Origin of the sequence: Bacteroides faecium (genome assembly GCF_012113595.1) — a bacterium.
Taxonomy (GTDB): domain Bacteria; phylum Bacteroidota; class Bacteroidia; order Bacteroidales; family Bacteroidaceae; genus Bacteroides; species Bacteroides faecium.
In genome coordinates this window covers 5817100-5834529 of sequence record NZ_CP050831.1, presented here as the reverse complement: position 1 = coordinate 5834529, position 17430 = coordinate 5817100, and the positions used below count along the sequence as shown (strand labels likewise).

18 protein-coding genes are annotated in these 17430 nt (G+C 42.5%); 5 read left to right on the top strand and 13 right to left on the bottom strand.

Going from position 1 to position 17430, the window contains the following annotated elements; translation table 11 throughout:
* Window positions 1-14 precede the first annotated feature (14 nt).
* From BacF7301_RS22140 to BacF7301_RS22100, 9 genes are all read right to left on the bottom strand, one after another.
* A complete protein-coding gene (locus BacF7301_RS22140; RefSeq protein WP_167966217.1) occupies window positions 15-671 on the bottom strand; it encodes a hypothetical protein in 657 nt (218 codons plus the stop codon).
* An 80-nt stretch (window positions 672-751) separates the two neighbouring features.
* The gene (locus BacF7301_RS22135; RefSeq protein ID WP_167966215.1) at window positions 752-1357 is read right to left on the bottom strand and encodes a hypothetical protein; all 606 of its coding nucleotides are present in this window, start codon (window positions 1355-1357) and stop codon (window positions 752-754) included.
* Window positions 1358-1486: 129 nt separating this feature from the next.
* A complete protein-coding gene (locus BacF7301_RS22130) occupies window positions 1487-1744 on the bottom strand; it encodes an Imm17 family immunity protein (RefSeq protein WP_167966213.1) in 258 nt (85 codons plus the stop codon).
* Window positions 1745-1855: 111 nt separating this feature from the next.
* Window positions 1856-2446 (bottom strand): hypothetical protein, encoded by a 591-nt coding sequence (locus BacF7301_RS22125; protein ID WP_167966211.1) that lies wholly within the window; start codon window positions 2444-2446, stop codon window positions 1856-1858.
* A gap of 84 nt (window positions 2447-2530) precedes the next feature.
* Entirely contained in the window at window positions 2531-2788 is a 258-nt protein-coding gene (locus BacF7301_RS25840; RefSeq protein WP_209319470.1) for a hypothetical protein, read from the bottom strand.
* 151 nt (window positions 2789-2939) lie between these two features.
* The gene (locus BacF7301_RS22115) at window positions 2940-3458 is read right to left on the bottom strand and encodes a GNAT family N-acetyltransferase (RefSeq protein ID WP_167966209.1); all 519 of its coding nucleotides are present in this window, start codon (window positions 3456-3458) and stop codon (window positions 2940-2942) included.
* A gap of 41 nt (window positions 3459-3499) precedes the next feature.
* Window positions 3500-4999 (bottom strand): L-lactate permease, encoded by a 1500-nt coding sequence (locus BacF7301_RS22110; protein WP_167966207.1) that lies wholly within the window; start codon window positions 4997-4999, stop codon window positions 3500-3502.
* Window positions 5000-5111: 112 nt separating this feature from the next.
* On the bottom strand, window positions 5112-6566 hold the full coding sequence (locus BacF7301_RS22105; protein WP_167966205.1) for a DUF3868 domain-containing protein: 1455 nt from the start codon (window positions 6564-6566) through the stop codon (window positions 5112-5114).
* Window positions 6567-6590: 24 nt separating this feature from the next.
* Window positions 6591-7178 carry a DUF3575 domain-containing protein gene (locus BacF7301_RS22100; RefSeq protein ID WP_167966203.1) on the bottom strand — a complete coding sequence of 196 codons (588 nt, stop codon included), beginning with the start codon at window positions 7176-7178 and terminating at the stop codon, window positions 6591-6593.
* A 244-nt stretch (window positions 7179-7422) separates the two neighbouring features.
* Between BacF7301_RS22100 and BacF7301_RS22095 the strand changes: the two genes are divergently transcribed.
* From BacF7301_RS22095 to BacF7301_RS25990, 5 genes are all read left to right on the top strand, one after another.
* Entirely contained in the window at window positions 7423-8967 is a 1545-nt protein-coding gene (locus BacF7301_RS22095) for an acyl-CoA carboxylase subunit beta (RefSeq protein WP_167966201.1), read from the top strand.
* 146 nt (window positions 8968-9113) lie between these two features.
* Window positions 9114-10625: an acetyl-CoA carboxylase biotin carboxylase subunit gene (accC, locus tag BacF7301_RS22090; protein WP_167966199.1), complete on the top strand. Its 1512-nt coding sequence runs from the start codon at window positions 9114-9116 to the stop codon at window positions 10623-10625.
* A gap of 61 nt (window positions 10626-10686) precedes the next feature.
* Window positions 10687-11211, top strand: coding sequence for a biotin/lipoyl-containing protein (locus BacF7301_RS22085; RefSeq protein WP_167966198.1), 525 nt, complete (start codon window positions 10687-10689; stop codon window positions 11209-11211).
* Between the two features lie 87 nt (window positions 11212-11298).
* Entirely contained in the window at window positions 11299-13659 is a 2361-nt protein-coding gene (locus tag BacF7301_RS22080; RefSeq protein WP_167967282.1) for a PAS domain-containing protein, read from the top strand.
* A 229-nt stretch (window positions 13660-13888) separates the two neighbouring features.
* Window positions 13889-14107, top strand: coding sequence for a hypothetical protein (locus BacF7301_RS25990; protein WP_245208281.1), 219 nt, complete (start codon window positions 13889-13891; stop codon window positions 14105-14107).
* Window positions 14108-14121: 14 nt separating this feature from the next.
* Here the strand turns inward: BacF7301_RS25990 and bioD are convergent, their stop codons facing one another.
* The 4 genes from bioD to BacF7301_RS22055 are packed head-to-tail and all read right to left on the bottom strand — an operon-like array spanning window position 14122 to window position 17354.
* On the bottom strand, window positions 14122-14769 hold the full coding sequence (bioD, locus tag BacF7301_RS22070) for a dethiobiotin synthase (RefSeq protein WP_167966194.1): 648 nt from the start codon (window positions 14767-14769) through the stop codon (window positions 14122-14124).
* The gene (gene bioC / locus BacF7301_RS22065) at window positions 14766-15533 is read right to left on the bottom strand and encodes a malonyl-ACP O-methyltransferase BioC (protein WP_167966192.1); all 768 of its coding nucleotides are present in this window, start codon (window positions 15531-15533) and stop codon (window positions 14766-14768) included. The genes bioD and bioC overlap by 4 nt, the downstream gene beginning before the upstream one ends.
* A 10-nt stretch (window positions 15534-15543) precedes the next feature.
* Window positions 15544-16203: a DUF452 family protein gene (locus BacF7301_RS22060; protein ID WP_167966190.1), complete on the bottom strand. Its 660-nt coding sequence runs from the start codon at window positions 16201-16203 to the stop codon at window positions 15544-15546.
* Complete coding sequence (locus tag BacF7301_RS22055) at window positions 16200-17354, bottom strand: 8-amino-7-oxononanoate synthase (protein ID WP_167966188.1); 1155 nt, start codon at window positions 17352-17354, stop codon at window positions 16200-16202. The genes BacF7301_RS22060 and BacF7301_RS22055 overlap by 4 nt, the downstream gene beginning before the upstream one ends.
* Between the last annotated feature and the right edge of the window lie 76 nt (window positions 17355-17430).

Genomic DNA, 17430 nt, shown 5'->3' with positions numbered 1-17430 from the left:
TGTTAGTTGTTCTATTATTGCTCTATCCATGTTTTGATTTCATTGGAAAAATGTCTATGGAACATTTCTATCCACAGTTCATCATTACATTTATCAGGAATACAATCACGGATGCACTCAAACCATTGCTCCCACATCCAGTCAAAATTGTCTTCCGGCTCCATCATCCAAAGTAGAAAATCTTTCGGTTCCCAATCCGAAACCTTCATAATATCTTTTTGAACAATCTTGCGCATAGTTTGAAGCTGTTCTTTTGCTTCTTGGCTGGTTATTATTCCTTTCCAAAAATCAACTGCCGCTTGTGTAAAGTCTTTTAGTTGTTGGGGAGTGGCATTAGGAAAATATTTTTTATCCAGTCGCTCTACCATATCCTGCATGAAACGTATTCGGCGTTTATGCCATTGATGTTTCTCGTCATCTTCGACATTATCCAAGATATACTCTGTAAACACTTTAATAGCATCAAGTCCATTTATTTTTATTTCGTTCCATTCTTTTTCTATATATGAATGGTATTCAATTCCTTGTGATGCAAGTCTTTCTTTTTCTTCCATTTCTTCATCAAGTCTTGAAGCCTTTTTTACCTTGTTATAACAAACTGAACAGACTTCGTTAGGTAAAGCAATGGGGCGGTGCTTGCAAACAGGACATATTTTATACACATTTTCCATTCTATTGTATTTTTAATTTGCACTAATGGGATGGACGGGGAACGGCGTTAACCCGTTATTCCGCCTTGTTTATATTGAGTTTATTTTTCTTGATAGATTGTTTCAGAATATAATTCTGTTGTAAGGGTGATGGAATTTAATTCTCCATTAGGCTTATAATTAAAAGAATGTTGTAATGTGGCTTGTTCAACTTCATTTCTATCAAATTGTTTTATAACTATTTTTTGTAGAAAATTATCTTCATAAAAGTAAGTTTCTTCCTTGCTCCCACGAGAACCAATCGAGTACATTTTTTCAATTTTACTATTGCTTCCATATAGATAATAGCGGACATTTATAATACGTTTACTATTATTATACCTAATAGCTTTCATTAGTTCTTTCTCGTAAAATAAGAAAGTGTAATAAAACTGACCTTTAAGTTCGCAACCCTCTCGAATCTCTATAATTTTATTTTCAGCATTGAAAGAATAAGTGAATAGATTATTAGTTGATTTAAGGGTAGTTGTATTTTTGACTATTGTTCCCTGTTTGAAACCAGTTCTTTGATAAGAGTAAGGGGTGATTTCATAAAACTCACCTTTGTAGCTTTCTACTCTTACGACATTCTTTTCTATTTGTTCTTTTGATTCATCAAAAAGATTTTTCAGTGAATTAAATTCTTCTTTCAATCTATCAGGTATCATAGTGCTTCTTTTTTATATCAATGGGATTCAACTAATTAATCGCATCATAGTTTCTCTGGCAACTTTTAAAAGCCCTTGTGTTCTGTAATTAGAACTGTCATGCATATCACCTGTCACAAAATGGTTGAATTACAGTTTGCTTAAAAAGAACATTAAAATTCCTATTACAAGCAGAACGCTTCCACTGATTCCGACCAAGATTCGGGCAACAGTTCTGCCGAACTTATTAGAAACCCATGCGATATTCATCATTCTTCCGTCGCCTTCCAGTACCCAATCCCAGTTTAGAATGGCACCAAGCAGAATCAACAGTCCACTTGCGGCAATAAATAAATATCCGTACTCTTTGCATAGTTTACTAAAAAACTGACTGTTAATAGCTTCCATAATTTCATTTTTATGAAATTAGTAATAGTAATGGTTTGGTGAAGAATAGCGTTTAGCTATTATCTTTTTTTGTTAGCAACCTATTTGAAATAATTAATCAATTTATCGTTATTAAGAATATTCCCAATATGCCACAAATGGATTCATGACTTTATTGCTTTCAATTTTTCCATAAACATATATACAGCCACTCATGAAAATGGCAATATCTTCCATGCAAATTTCGTTGATTTGAAAAATGAAGCTATTTCCATCTTTAGTCACTTTACTATCATTATCTAATCCCCATTGAATAGGCATTACGTTACCCCCAAATTTGATTGCACAATTTTTTTCAGGCATATCTTTTTCTGCACTCATCTCGTATATTGAATAAATATTATCTATTTCGGGGTGTTTATATCTATCACTTTTGCTTTGATTACTTAATTCATGTTCAACCAACAACAATTTACAATCGGGATATGTGTTATATTCCAATGCAACATCAAATTCCGGAGTGAAAATAGATATTTGCTTGTTGGGATTTAAAGGGTTTTGAAATGTTAGATAAAAATAGACATTGTCTTTTTTAGATAAATTCTTATCATCAAAGCAAGCTGGAGCATTTCCACCAGCCCAACTAAAGCATTCTTTTTGGTATTCACCAATGCCGTAGTATATTGCATTTTCTCTTGTTTTAAGTATTCTTTCTATATCCATAATAACGATAATGATTTGGTTGTTGCTAATGTATTCAATAACCACACCTCATGATATATTTCCTAATCTCTATTAAATCATGACCTAATCATCATCAAAATATTCCAGTGGATTAGGTGTTTCAATGTAGGCGAGAGAGGAAAAGCAGCCATAAAATGCAGGAAGCCGGAAAGCGGATACCTGTATATAGGCATTTCCGTTTCCGGCTATCTTAATTCCACTATATCCAGAAAGCAGCAAGGCAATAGCTTGATTATTGGTATAATCTATCTGTATATAGTTCTGACCGTCTATACTTTGCTTTGTCAGTATGATACTTCCTCGTTGTGTGTCTGCTTCCATATAGGACTGGTTTATAACGTTACAACTATCACTAATTAAATGATAGTGCCAAAGTTAGAAAATTATTTATCACTAATTAAATGATATTGCCAAAGTTAGAAAATTATTCCGAAGAAAGTAAACAAGTATTTCTTTTTTTCATCATATCTATCTACCATTCTCCAATCGTACCTTCTACTTTATCCAACGCGTTCGGCACTAACTCGTACGCCAGTACGAATTGGTCGGGAATTCCGGGGCAGATAATTCCGAAATTGGCGGCAGACTGGTATCCGAACCGGTTATAATAATTGGGGTCACCTGTGAGGAATACAGCTTCATAACCCATTTCCGTAGCTAGTCTTAACCCCTCTTTCATAAGGGCGGAGCCGACTCCGAAATCCCTGTATTCCAGTAATACGGAGAGGGGAGCTACTAACAACGCTGTATATCGTTCGCCATTACGCTGCAAAACCGGAGTTTTGGTAAGCATGATATGTCCGATAAGTTTTCCGTCGGTTTCGGCAACCAATGAAAGTTCCGGGATGAAATTCTTTCCCTCACGCAGTTTTGCAGCGAAGTCCTGTTCGTCTCCATCTTTCACTTTAGCCGTTTCGAAGGCAGTTTTGATTAATTGGTAAACTTCGTCAAGGTCTTCCTTTGTCTCTTGTCTGATTTTAAAATTCTTCATGGAATTAAAATTGTTTCGACAAAGATATACTTTTCGGGGAATTAACTGAAAATATAGACAATAATTCCGGTAATTACCACATAAGCTAATGCGTACGGAATAGCTGCTTTCAGGATTTCACCCTCTTTGCCTTGCTGGTTTCCGGCGGAAGTGGCAATGGCGATACTTTGCGGGGAGATAATCTTACCGCCCGTAGCGCCTACCGTATTTGCGGCGGAAAGCCAATCGGGGCTGACATGAATTTGTCCCGCTACACTTGCTTGCAGTTTGCCGAAAAGGATATTGGATGAGGTGTCGCTTCCGGTTATAAACGTACCAAGGCAACCGATGACAGGCGCGAACAGCGGATATAAACTTCCCGTAGCGGTGGCGAGTGCCGTGGCAATAACGGCAATCATTCCCGAAGCGTCCATAATGGTGGATAATCCGACCAGGCAGATAACCGTGACGAAAGTCTTTTTCAACTGTTTTACTGTATTCCAAAGTACGATGAACAAGTCTTTTACTTTTGCCCCCTGTATCAATCCGCCGATGAAAGTACCCACAAAAAGCAATACTCCCGCATGAGTCAGCCATGAAATCGTATAATTTACGGTAGAAGCATTGATAGGCAGGCTGATTCTCGTAATCCAGTTATTCTCCAATGTGTGGCGCAATCCCGGAAAAAGCGGACTTGTGAGAATAATAAGGAAGAGAATAAGCAGGTAAATGCTCCAAGCATTCAGGATATCTTTCGTCTTTAACGAACTTTTCCGTGCCTTTTCTTCTTTGGATGCAGTCAGTTTGCCATAAAGAACGATGACGATGATAGACAGGATGCTTCCGATGATAGCCGGAGATTCTGCTCCCATATATCTGGCTGCGAGGTATTGGCTGACTAAAGAAACACTGCCTACCAATAAAGCCAGAAACAGATTTTTGGGGAGTGATTTCAGTTTGGGGTCGGTAAGGAAAAGCAGTACAAGCGGAATAAGGAACATGAGTACTGATAATTGCAGTACGACATTGGTACTAAGATTCAGAACGTCCAGATTCGTCTCCTTTGCCAGTACGAGCACCGGAGTTCCGATAGCTCCGAAAGCGGTAGCCACGCTATTCGCTATCAGGCTGACCGTGGCCGAGAATATCGGCTTGAACCCCAGACTGATAAGAATTGCTGCCGGAATAGCAACTGCCGTCCCGAATCCCGCCATCGCTTCCAGCAATCCGCCGAATCCCCAAGTCAATAGCAATACTTGAATACTCTTATCAGTAGAAATGGAAGCGAACTGTTGCTTTATAATCTCCATTTTTTCTGTTTTCAGCAATACGTTGTAGCTGAAGATAGCCATCAATATAATGATTAAAATAGGGGAGACTGCCTTTAACGCTCCGTATAGAAAGGAATAAAACAGGTTGTCCACAGAAAAGGCAAAGCCGAAAAGCGCAATCAGCATGGTTACAACTAAGGAAATGATACTACTTTTGTCGCCCGACATTTTGAAGAATGCCATTAATATGATTAATAATAGTACCGGAATGATAGCAAGAATCAAGGTCATAGTGGTCTGGTTTTAAAAAGTAAGACGTTCATTTGTTATGAGTATAACAAACAAACGTCTCACTTGGGTCGGTGCGGTAAATAGATTTTTCTATTTATTTCATTTTCACGCTTTACTGTTTCATCTTCACGCTTAATATTTGCTGTAACTGTTTCAGGTTCGCTTGAGCTGCTTCGTTACCTAATTTGGCTGCCTGTTCAAATGCCGCCATAGCACGGTTAATGTCACCGTTCAGGAAATTGTAAACACCGGTATTATTCATGAATTCGGCAGTCGTATGGTCTGCTTTTTCCATATATTTCACTGCTCTGTCCAAGTCTTTTTGTGACAGGGCGACGGCTCCTGCGTTCAGGTTGGCTACTGCGTCCGCAGGATACATACGTACAGCGATGTCGAATACATTGATGAAATCCTTGCTGCCTTTCGGATAACTGTTGGCTACCTGGTACATTTCATTCAAACTCAAGTATTTCGGATTTTCCATGATGATGACACGTCCTTGCTCCACGTCGAAGTTGACAACAGTATAGTCAATCTTGCAATTCACTTTGCGTAGTCCCGGATAGATTTCTTTCAGCATGGTACGATACGGAACTCCACCGCCTACACGCATGATTTCCTGTTTCCGTTTGGCGTCATCGGTCGTATTTCTGATGATTTTTAGGAATGTATCCTTATCTTTCATGGACGAAGATTCGAGAGCTTTCACCAGTCCGTCCCAGTTTTCGCCGCCAAAAGTCACTTTATAAAGTTTGGAAGACGCTTTCTCGTTCTTCACCAAATAGTCTTTCAGGGCTTCCGCACGTTTCTTGGACAGTTGTTCGTTGAACGCCAGCGGGCCTTCGGGAGAGGCGAAGCCTTCGATGCTGATGTTTTGAACCGTCAAGTTCTTGTCATTCTGAACCTTGTCGAACATGGAATGGATATTCACCAGTTCGGCATGATTATTCATAAAGTCGGTGAGGATGACAGATTTGTTGACCGGGAAGTCGAGATGCGCTTCATATTTTTCGCTGCGGTTCTTCACCACTTCCACCGTAGGTTGGATATAGGCTACGATGGGCGACATGGCACTCAGCCGTTTGGCTTCGGTAGACACGTCGTTGGTAATCAGCTCTTGTGCATTCATCTCCTGATAATTGCCACAGCCGCACAGGTTCTCAACGAGTTGCAAGGAAGCATTAGCCATCCACGGTTTGTAGGGGATGACTTGCGTATAATTGAAAGTTTCCCGTTTATTATATGGTACGATGATGGCGGTCGGTTCCTGCTTGGTCATTGCCAGGCTGCGGATATATGCCTTTTCGCGTCTTTTACCGTTGACGATGATTTCCTGCAAAGGGACATTGTGCTGTCCGTCTGTCAGCAGAGGGATAAGGCTCAGGCTTCTTGTCGAACCTACGGTGAGATTCTTCATGTCGACGGTCATGCCGACATAAAGAGAATTGCCCTGCTGCCACAATGATACATTAGAGAGGGTGAGGGCATCGTTCAGGAATTTTTGAGCATGTGCCGGCAATAGGGTGGCGGCAAGCGCTATAAACAGATAAATAAGTTTTCTTTTCATCCTTGTAAGTTTTAGAGAGTTCGACTATTTGATGATATAAATGAAGCTGAGTCCGATTTTGGTCGGGCCGAAGTAATTGCGGCTTTTGTGGGCGAGTTTTTCACCATTGTCGCCACGGGCATATTTGTCATATTTCAAGCGAGCGTATCCCACGCCAATCGTTGCTTCCATGCTCCATCGTTTACTAATCAGCCATTGGTAACCGTAAGAGATACCGGCGCCGTATAAGTTGCCGTCATAACGGTCGTGTCCCATTCCGAAGATATTCAGGTTGCTGACGTTCATCTCTCCGTAATGTCCGTGCAAGCCGAAGAAACTTCCGTTGAAACGCTCGCAGAGCCAGTAACGCAGTTCCGGCTGGACGAGCCAGTGTTTGAGCTGACGGTCTTCCCCGAACTTCCACGGATTGTAATTGCCGGATACGTCGAGAGTAAGTTTTTTCGCCAGTCCCACTTCAAAACCGAGGTTGGGAGTGGTAGTCGCCCAATAGAGGGCATTGGTCTTGATTGCAAATTTGGGTAAGTAAGTTTCATTCCGCTGTACTTGAGCACGGATGCTTGTTCCGAGCGCGAGCAGGAAACAGGCTGCTAATAGAAATTTAATTGTTCTCATTTTCGTTAGGGTATAGGTCTTATTAAAATGATGAGTGCTAAACAAGCAAAAGCGGAAGATTGTTGACGCAGCCGGGAAAAAAGTGTTTTCGCCGATAAATTATGTTTAAAGACATAAACGCTAACATTTTCGGAATATCGTACGTTTATTATATAAATATGCCTTTGTGTAATCAATGTGACAACATTTTAATTTATAACGGGCTATTTTTATGCACACATACATCTTTAAATAAATAGAGCCTATGAAAGAGCTTATCAAGAATCTGGAAGAACTGAACAGAAAAGCAGAAAAAGGCGGCGGAGACGCCCGCATTGAAAAACAACATTCCGTGGGCAAGCTGACTGCCCGTGAACGTATCGATTTACTGTTGGAGAAAGGTTCGTTTATCGAACTGGACAAGTTGGTGACTCATCGCTGTACCGATTTCGGCATGGAGAAGCAGAATTTTGCGGGTGATGGCGTGGTGACGGGATATGGCATGATTGGCAAACGGCTGGTCTATGTCTTTGCGCAGGACTTCACAGTCTTCGGCGGTGCCCTGTCCGAGACTCATGCCAAGAAAATCTGCAAAGTGATGGACATGGCGATGCAGATGGGAGCTCCTATCATCGGTCTGAACGATTCGGGCGGTGCACGTATTCAAGAGGGAGTCCGTTCTTTGGCGGGATATGCCGAGATATTTCTCCGCAACTCGATGGCTTCGGGCGTTATCCCGCAGATTAGCGCCATTATGGGCCCTTGCGCGGGTGGCGCTGTTTATTCTCCTGCACTGACCGATTTTATCCTGATGGTGAAGAATTCGGGATATATGTTTATCACCGGCCCTGATGTCGTGAAAAGTGTGACGCAGGAAGAGGTGAGTAAGGACGACCTTGGCGGAGTAGGCGTTCATATGACCAAGTCCGGCGTAGCCCATCTTTCTGCCGAGAACGATATTGAATGTATCAACTATATCCGCGAACTGATTTCCTACCTTCCCGGAAATAATATGGAAGAACCCCCGTTTGTTGCTACCAGCGATTCGCCGACCCGCCCGACGCCGGAACTTTCCAATCTTGTCCCTACCAATCCGAATCAGCCTTATAATATAAAGGAGATGATTGAAGCCGTAGCCGATGATAATAACTTCTTCGAATTGCAGTCGGAATTTGCCCCGAACATCGTCACCGGATATATCCGGCTGAACGGAAAGACAGTAGGAGTGGTTGCCAATCAGCCGTTGGTGTTGGCAGGTACGTTGGATATTAACGCTTCTGTCAAAGCAGCCCGTTTTGTCCGCTTCTGTGATGCTTTCAATATTCCTTTGCTGACATTGGTCGATGTGCCGGGATTCTTGCCGGGAGTAGACCAGGAGTATGGTGGTATTATCCGTAATGGCGCGAAATTGTTGTACGCTTATTGCGAGGCTACCGTGCCCAAAGTTACGGTGATTACCCGCAAGGCATACGGTGGCGCTTATGATGTAATGAGTTCCAAACATATTCGCGGTGATGTGAACCTGGCTTTCCCTACTGCCGAGATTGCCGTTATGGGGCCGGACGGTGCGGTGAATATCCTGTTCAGGAAAGAGATAGAAAAGTCGCAGACACCTGACGAGAAACGGAAAGAGCTTCAGGACGATTATCGCGAGAAGTTTGCCAATCCTTATCGTGCGGCGGAGTTGGGTTATGTGGATGAAGTGATTGACCCGGCAGTAACCCGCCTGCGCCTGATTCGCAGTTTCGAGATGCTTGCCAATAAGCGGCAGTCCAATCCGCCCAAGAAACATTCTAATATTCCGCTTTAAGTCTGTTTGTGGATTAAATTCAGGCACGGATTTCACGGTTGCTTTATGTGGTAACCTTAATGCTAAAAACCGTGTAATCCGCGTAATCCGTGCCTAATATTATTTAATTGCTCTTTAAAGTTTTTACTTCTAAAAAGAAAAAGATTATGATTAAGAAAATATTAGTAGCCAATCGGGGTGAAATAGCGATGCGTATTTTCCGTACATGCCGGGTGATGAATATTTCGACGGTGGCTGTTTATACACATGTTGACCGTGGAGCTTTGCACGTCCGCTATGCGGAAGAGGCTTATTGCATTTCCGAATCGCCCGAAGATACTTCCTATCTGAAACCGGAATTGATATTGTCTATCGCTAAAAAGACCGGGGCGGCCATTCATCCGGGATACGGTTTCCTGTCGGAAAATGCGGATTTTGCCCGTCGTTGTGAAGAAGAAGGAGTGATTTTTATCGGCCCGAGTGCGGATATTATTGCCAAGATGGGAATCAAGACGGAAGCGCGCAAGATTATGCGTGAAGCCGGACTGCCGATTGTCCCCGGAACGGAAACGCCTGTGCAGGGTATTGATGAAGTGAAGAAAGTAGCCAATGAGGTGGGGTATCCTATTATGCTGAAAGCGCTTGCCGGTGGCGGGGGAAAGGGGATGCGTCTGGTACGTTCCGAAGAGGAAGTGGAAACAGCTCTCCGCCTGTCCCAATCCGAAGCGGGAACGTCGTTTGGCAATGATGCTGTTTATATTGAAAAGTACATAGAGAATCCGCATCATATCGAGGTGCAGATAATGGGAGATAAGTATGGGAATGTAGTCCATTTGTACGAACGCGAATGTTCTATCCAGCGTCGTAATCAGAAGGTGATAGAGGAAAGTCCTTCGCCTTTTGTGAAAGAAGAGACTCGGAAGAAGATGCTGAAAGTGGCGGTGGAAGCCTGCAAGAGAATCGGTTATTATAGTGCCGGGACGCTGGAGTTTATGATGGACAAAGACCAGAACTTCTACTTCCTTGAGATGAATACCCGTTTGCAGGTGGAGCATCCGGTGACGGAAGAGTGTACGGGAGTTGACTTGGTGCGCGATATGATAACCGTTGCCGCCGGAAATCCGTTGCCTTACAAGCAGGATGATATCCAGTTCAGCGGAGCGGCTATCGAATGCCGTATCTATGCGGAAGACCCGGAGAATAACTTTATGCCTTCTCCCGGTGTGATTACGGTTCGCGAAGCTCCCGAAGGGCGTAACCTTCGCCTTGACAGTGCCGCTTATGCCGGATTCGAGGTTTCTTTGCATTATGACCCGATGATTGCCAAACTTTGTTGCTGGGGACGTACCCGTGCTTCGGCCATCTCTAATATGGCTCGTGCATTGCGTGAATATAAGATACTGGGAATCAAAACGACGATTCCTTTCCATCAGCGTGTGTTGAAGAATGTCGCTTTCCTGAAAGGCGAATATGATACTACGTTCATTGATACGCGCTTTGACAAGGAAGACTTGAAACGCCGTCAGAATACAGACCCGACAGTGGCTGTCATCGCTGCCGCGGTGCGGCATTACGAACGGGAGAAGGAAGCGGCATCACGTGCCACGACTTTGCCGGTGGTAGGAGAATCGCTCTGGAAATACTACGGTAAGTTGCAGATGACTGCCAACAATTATTAAATTGAGAATCTTATTAAATTGAGTATTGAGAATTAAAAATTAAAAAATAATAGTGCAGGTTATGGGTACAACGTTAGCTACATATTATGCCAGACTTCAGGATATGCCGGATAGTGAATATAAGGTGGAAATTCTGGAAGACGGGCCAATCAAGAAGATTGCGGTCAATGGCAAAGTATATGAGGTCGATTATAATATGGGGGGTGACTCCATTCATTCGATTATTATCGACCATCATTCGCATGGAGTGCAGATTTCTCCTTCTTCTAATAATTCTTATACAATAATGAATAAGGGGGAATTGTATCAGATTGAGTTGCAGGGAGAGATGGAGAAGATACACAATGCACGTTCTGCTGCCGAGTCGGTGGGACGGCAGGTGGTGCAGGCGCCGATGCCGGGTGTCATACTGAAAACGTATGTGAAGAAGGGGGACAGCGTGAAGCGCGGTGACCCGCTTTGTGTATTGGTGGCTATGAAGATGGAAAACGAGATACGTTCGGTGGCGGACGGTGTCGTGAAAGACGTTTTTGTGGAAGATGGAATGAAAGTCGGATTGAATGACCGAATCATGGTGATTGAATGATTCTTTGAAAATAAATGGATAAATACGTACTTATCTGCAAGAAAATATTTACTTTTGGCAGATAAGTACGTATTTATCCGTTATATCATGGACAACAGTAAACAAACAGAAGCGGCATTAGTAGAACAGTTGGAGAGGCTTAGAAAAGAAAATGAGCAGCTCAGGAAAGAACTTTTATCCCTCAGGCAGGAGAAAGGGAATGACAATTCCGTTAGTTTTAAGGAGAGGTATGCTGTAAAGATACTGGATTCCCTGCCGGATATGCTGACGGTCTTCAACCACAAGGAAGTGGGGATTGAAGTCGTATCCAATGAAGAAACCAATCATGTAGGAGTGACAAACAAAGATTTCGTGGGGATGCATATGTGTGATATGGTTCCGCCGGAAGCTTATCAGAACATACACTCCAATATGCGTCATGCAATCACTACCAGAACTGTTTCGGCTGCGCACCACGAGCTTGATTTCAATGGTAAACATCATTATTACGAAAACCGTATTTTTCCGTTGGACGAAGAGTACGTGTTGATTATGTGCCGTGACATAACGGAAGGGGGGGCTACGCAAAGGCAACTGGAAGTTTTCAAGAGTGTGCTTGACAAGGTGAGTGACAGTATCCTCGCCGTGGCGGAAGACGGAACATTAGTTTATGCTAACAAACAATTTATTGAGGAATATGGAGTTACCCAGGAATTGGGTACGCAGAAAATATATGATTTGCCTGTCTCTATGAAAACAAAAGAGGCATGGGAGAAACGGCTTCAAGAAGTACGTGACAACGATGGCAGTTTTGCTTACCGTGCCGCGTATGTGCGTAAGGGGGAAAATAAGAAGAGGATTCATCAGGTTTCTACTTTCCTGATTCGTGAGAATGACCAGGAATTGACTTGGTTCTTTACGCAGGATATTACCGATGTGATAAAGAAACGGGATGAACTTCGCGAATTGAACTTGTTGCTGGATGGTATCTTGAATAATATTCCGGTTTATCTGTTCGTGAAAGACCCGGAAGATGAATTCAGATATTTGTATTGGAACAAGGCGTTTGCCGACCATTCGGGTATTCCTGCTTCTAAAGCGATAGGGCATACGGATTTTGAAATATTTCCGTCACATGAGGATGCGGAGAAGTTCCACAAGGATGATTTGGAGTTGCTCCGGACTCATAAGCGTATTGATATGCAGGAAACTTATCTGACGGTTTCCGGAGAGGCGCGTATCGTACAGACGTTGAAAGCGCTTGTCCCGATGGAAGGGCGTGAGCCGCTACTGATAGGAATAGCTTGGGATGTCACTAATCTTCAGAGTATTGAGCAGGAACTTATTAAGGCAAGGCTTAAAGCGGAGCAGTCCGACCGGTTGAAGAGTGCTTTTCTGGCAAATATGAGCCATGAAATTCGTACGCCGCTCAATGCGATTGTCGGATTCTCACAATTACTGCCTGCTGCCGAGACTGCCGAAGAGAAGAAACTTTATTCGGATATTATCAACCAGAATTCGGATATATTGTTGCAGCTCATTAATGATATATTGGATTTGTCGAAGATAGAGGCGGGTACATTGGAATATGTAAAACGTCCGATGAATCTCGGTGAAGCTTGCCGGACTATTTATGCCATCCATAAGGACCGGGTGAAAGAGGATGTGACTCTTATTCTTGATAACGGAGAGGAAGATTTGCTGATAGAGGGTGACCCGAACCGTATTATGCAGGTGATAACGAATTTTATCACCAATGCAGGTAAGTTTACTTACACAGGCGAGATTCGTTTTGGCTTTGAGAGGTTGGAAAAGAAAATTCGTGTGTATGTGAAAGATACGGGGATAGGGATAGAACCGGAAAAGGTAGACCATATCTTTGACCGTTTTGTCAAGTTGAACAGCTTCGCACAAGGCACAGGCTTGGGGCTTTCTATCTGCCGGATGATTGTTGAGAAAATCGGCGGGGAAATTGGTGTGACTTCCGAACTGGGGAAAGGCTCGACTTTCTATTTTACGATTCCTTGCGAAAAGATTGGAGAATCGGGCAAGCTTTTTAAAGTCATCAATACGGAGTCCAAAAGCAATCCGACGAGTCGTTCGCAGCAGGTGAAAAGGATTTTGGTTGCCGAAGATGTAGAAAGTAATTTCATCCTGCTAAAGAATTTAATAGGAAAGGACTATACCTTGCTTTGGGCTAAAGATGGATTTGAAGCTGTAGAAATGTATAAGCAGTATCATCCGGATTTAATTTTGATGGATATTAAAATGCCTCGCATGGACGGTTTGGAAGCAACTCATATTATCCGTTCTTATTCTAAAGAAATACCTATTATCGCTTTGACGGCATATGCTTTCGATGCGGATAAGGAACTGGCTTTGGAAGCCGGCTGCAATGATTTTGTGACGAAACCGATTTCGGACAAGGCATTGAGAAGAGCGTTGGATAAACATTCGGCTGCTGATTGATGGGTTTATGCGACAGAAGAGGAAGCGAAAGATAATAAAAAAGCCCCCGAAGAAGAAATATATTCAGAAACCTGAACGTAAGGAGTCTTTTTGGTCTGGATATTCTATTGGCATAATTGTTTTCTCTGTTGTGTTGTTGATGTTTGTCTTGTTAAATAATTCTTCGTCTCCGCAAAACTATGATAAGGAGACTGTGGGAAATATCGTAAGTCATGAGTCTAAATATAATATGACACAAGGAAGAACAGGTGGTAGTGTTTCCTATTACCTTGTTATTCATTTTCAGTATATGGTTGAAGACAAACACTATTCTAATAAGGTTTCTTTAGGCTATACAAGAGAGAATATCCCTTTTATACAAAAGATAAAGGATTATGGCTCTATGTATCCCGTAAAGGTTACATATGACAGCCATAATCCACAAATAAGTACGATTGTTGTTGAGTGAAATAACTTATGCGGCTACTCTTTTATTTCCGGAACCAATATAAACTTCGTATCCGGGAAATGCTTTTTCAACCAGTTTTGAATAAAATTCATCGTATCATTCTGAATCGTTTTATCCTTTACGGTAGGATACATATTATAAAGTACCGTATCCAGTACAATACCGCGCTTTTGTATGGCTTCGAGACTAAGCAGGGTATGATTGATGCTTCCCAATTTGCCGGAAGTAACAAAGATAAGCGGATAATTTTCTTGGGCAATATAGTCTATTGTCAGAAGTTCCGTAGTTAATGGAACCATTAAACCGCCTGCGCCTTCGAGCAGGACACAGTCGTAGCGTTTACTCAATTCTTCCGTAGCACGTTTGATTTTGTCGAAGTCAATGGGACGGTTATCCAGTTGGGAAGCGAGATGCGGAGAGGCAGGATAAGAGAAAATTTCCGGCATAGTCAGTCCTTCCTTGTCTTCTTCTGTAAAAGGGATTCCCATAATACGACGATGCAGGTCTATATCTTCGGAATGACCGACGTTTCCTGTTTGGATGAATTTTTGAGTAATGGTACGTTGTCCGTTCTTGTTCCATTCACGGGCTAAAAAACCGGTGGCATAGCTTTTCCCGGCATCTGTGTCGATACCGCTTACAAAATATACATTCTGTTTCATATTTCTTTCTTTTTTGCGATGATATAAATAGGGTGATAAGTCAGGGACACTGAAGTGCCCTGGGTAAATTCTTGTGTGTAACGTTCACTGAATAACTGCAAGTCACGACGTGTCCGCAGTTGTTGGGAAGATGAGCTGGATATTCCGGTTACTCCTGTCTGCTTCAAATGATAAAGTACTTTTAGTGGGTTATCAAATGAAAGAGGAATCAGTTCTTCTTCCGAATGGAGTATGTCGAAGTGAGTCGACAAGGCTGCTACAAGCTCTTCCCGTGAACGATAAGTGAGTCCGCTTCCTGTTAGCTCTCGTATTTCTTTCATATTCTCTTTCCCGAAAGTGCTGAAAGCGAAATAGCCTTGGTTGTTGAGCAAAGCATTGCATCTTTTGAAGAAGTTCTCGGGAGATTCAAACCATTGCAGAGCCGAGCAGGAAGTTATCAATGTGCTTTCAGCAGGGAAAGGAACGGTTTCTGCATCACCCGGAAGAAAGGAAACCTGTTCCTTTCTTAATATATCCTCACAGCAGTACTTCATTTCCGGGCAAAGGTCGTTTAGTAATAGTTCTTCCGGTCGTAGAGCCTGAAGCAGCATACGGGAATAAATGCCCGTACCGCATCCGAATTCAATTACTTTAGAACAGGGAAAGGATATGTGTTCTGTAAGCAGGTGAATCATTTTATCTGCAATCTGCTGCTGTACGTTTGCTTCCTGCGGATAGGTGGGAATGGCTTTAGAGAAACGTTCGGCAATTAGTTGTTTATCCATAAATCAATAATTAGTTGATTTGCATGATTACGTTATCAAAAAGTTCCACTTGATAGTGGGCGGCTTCTGCATATTCAAGGGAATCCACTTTGTTTCTCCATGCCAGCCATTGGTTATCCGGCAGGAAGATACGATCGTTCTTTCCTATGATGGCTTTTTGCCATGTAAAGTCCGAAGGTGGTAATGATAAGTATTGCTTTTGTATGGCGGCAAGTTCTTCTTTGAGTTCCTCGACGGGACGTTGGGGAACTACTGTCTGAAAAGCTTTGTAATCGGCTATTGAACCACACATTCGTCTTTGAAACTTTTGCAGGGATTGGTCGTTCAATCCTTGCAGGGTTCCTTCGAAAATGGCAGGGGTAATTCCTTTCGTTTCGTGTATAGGATAAAGAGTGCCGTTGATAGCGATACTTTGAGAGAGGGGCAGGGCAGGATATTGTTTCATTATCTGAGAAGCTGCCCACACTCCCATTGACCAGGCGATGAGGGTGATTTCGGAATACTCTTGCAAGATGCCGGCATCGAACTCTAATGAACGATAGTCATAGCAAATCATCCAATCCTTATCGGTCAGTCGGATTTGCAGGAATGGAGTTTCATCCATTCCCCAGCCTGCGAAGAAAAGCAATAGATGCTTTTGATTATTCTTTATGATAAAATGCTGTTTCATCCGTTTATCAGATTTATGAGTTGGTCGATTTCATGTTCGGTGATGTCTGCTGTCAATGAGAAGCGGATACGTGATGTCCCTTCGGGAACCGTAGGCGGACGTACAGGCAATGCGTAGAATCCTTTGCGTTGGATTTCTTCTGCTTTACGTATGGTATCTTCGCTTGCTCCGACAATCATGGGGACAATATGGCTTACCGAAGGGCAGTTATATCCTTTGTCGGAAAGCGCAGTCTTTAGTTTTTTACTGATTCGCAGTAAATGAGTTCTCTTCTGTTGGAGAGAGGGCAGGTGCTTTAATATCCACGAAGTCCATTGAATATTAATGGGCGGAAGGGCTGTTGTGAATATAAACGTGCGCATCTTGTTGATTAGATATTCCCGGATAACTTGTCGGCAGACAATGTATGCGCCTGTTGAGGCTATCGCTTTCCCGAATGTACCTACCAGAAAGTCTATATCATTGATGCAGCCCTGTTCTTCAGCGCATCCTAATCCATTCTCTCCCCGTACACCGAAAGCATGGGCTTCGTCCACATAAAGAAGAATATTGGAATAATTCTTTTTTAATTGGACAAGAGCACGAAGGTCGGCTTCATCGCCGTCCATGCTGAAGATGCTTTCGGTAACAATAATGATTTGCTCATACGCATTGTGATTCTCAGAAATCAATCGTTGTAACTGGGATAAATCATTGTGACGATACCGGATACATTTCGCAGATGACAATCTGATTCCGTCTATCAGGCTGGCATGTACCAGTTTATCCGCAAAAATCAATGTTTGCGCATTACTGACGGCAGGAAGAATCCCTGTATTGGCATGATAACCGCTATTGAATATAAGTGCGCTCTCTGCTCCGAATATAGCTGACAGTTGTTGTTCCAACGCTTGATAATCGGAAAAATTACCTGTCAGCAGCCGGGAAGAAGAGGAAGTAGGCAGAAAGTTTTCGGGAGTCATTGTCTTTAAGAACTCCTCTCTTAATGATACATCATTAGCCAGTCCGAGATAATCGTTGGAAGACAGGTTCAACATCCGTTGTCCGTCCAGAATAACATCCCGTCCATCGTGGATAAGTGGTGGGAGAGAGCGATAGTTCTTCTTTTCTTTTAGAATAAGAAGCTCCTGATTTATAAAGTCTAATGTCATTATTTATGATTTTTGATAACAGGTATTGATTATAGGATGAATAGAAATCATAATTTATTGTTTATGAGATACTTAT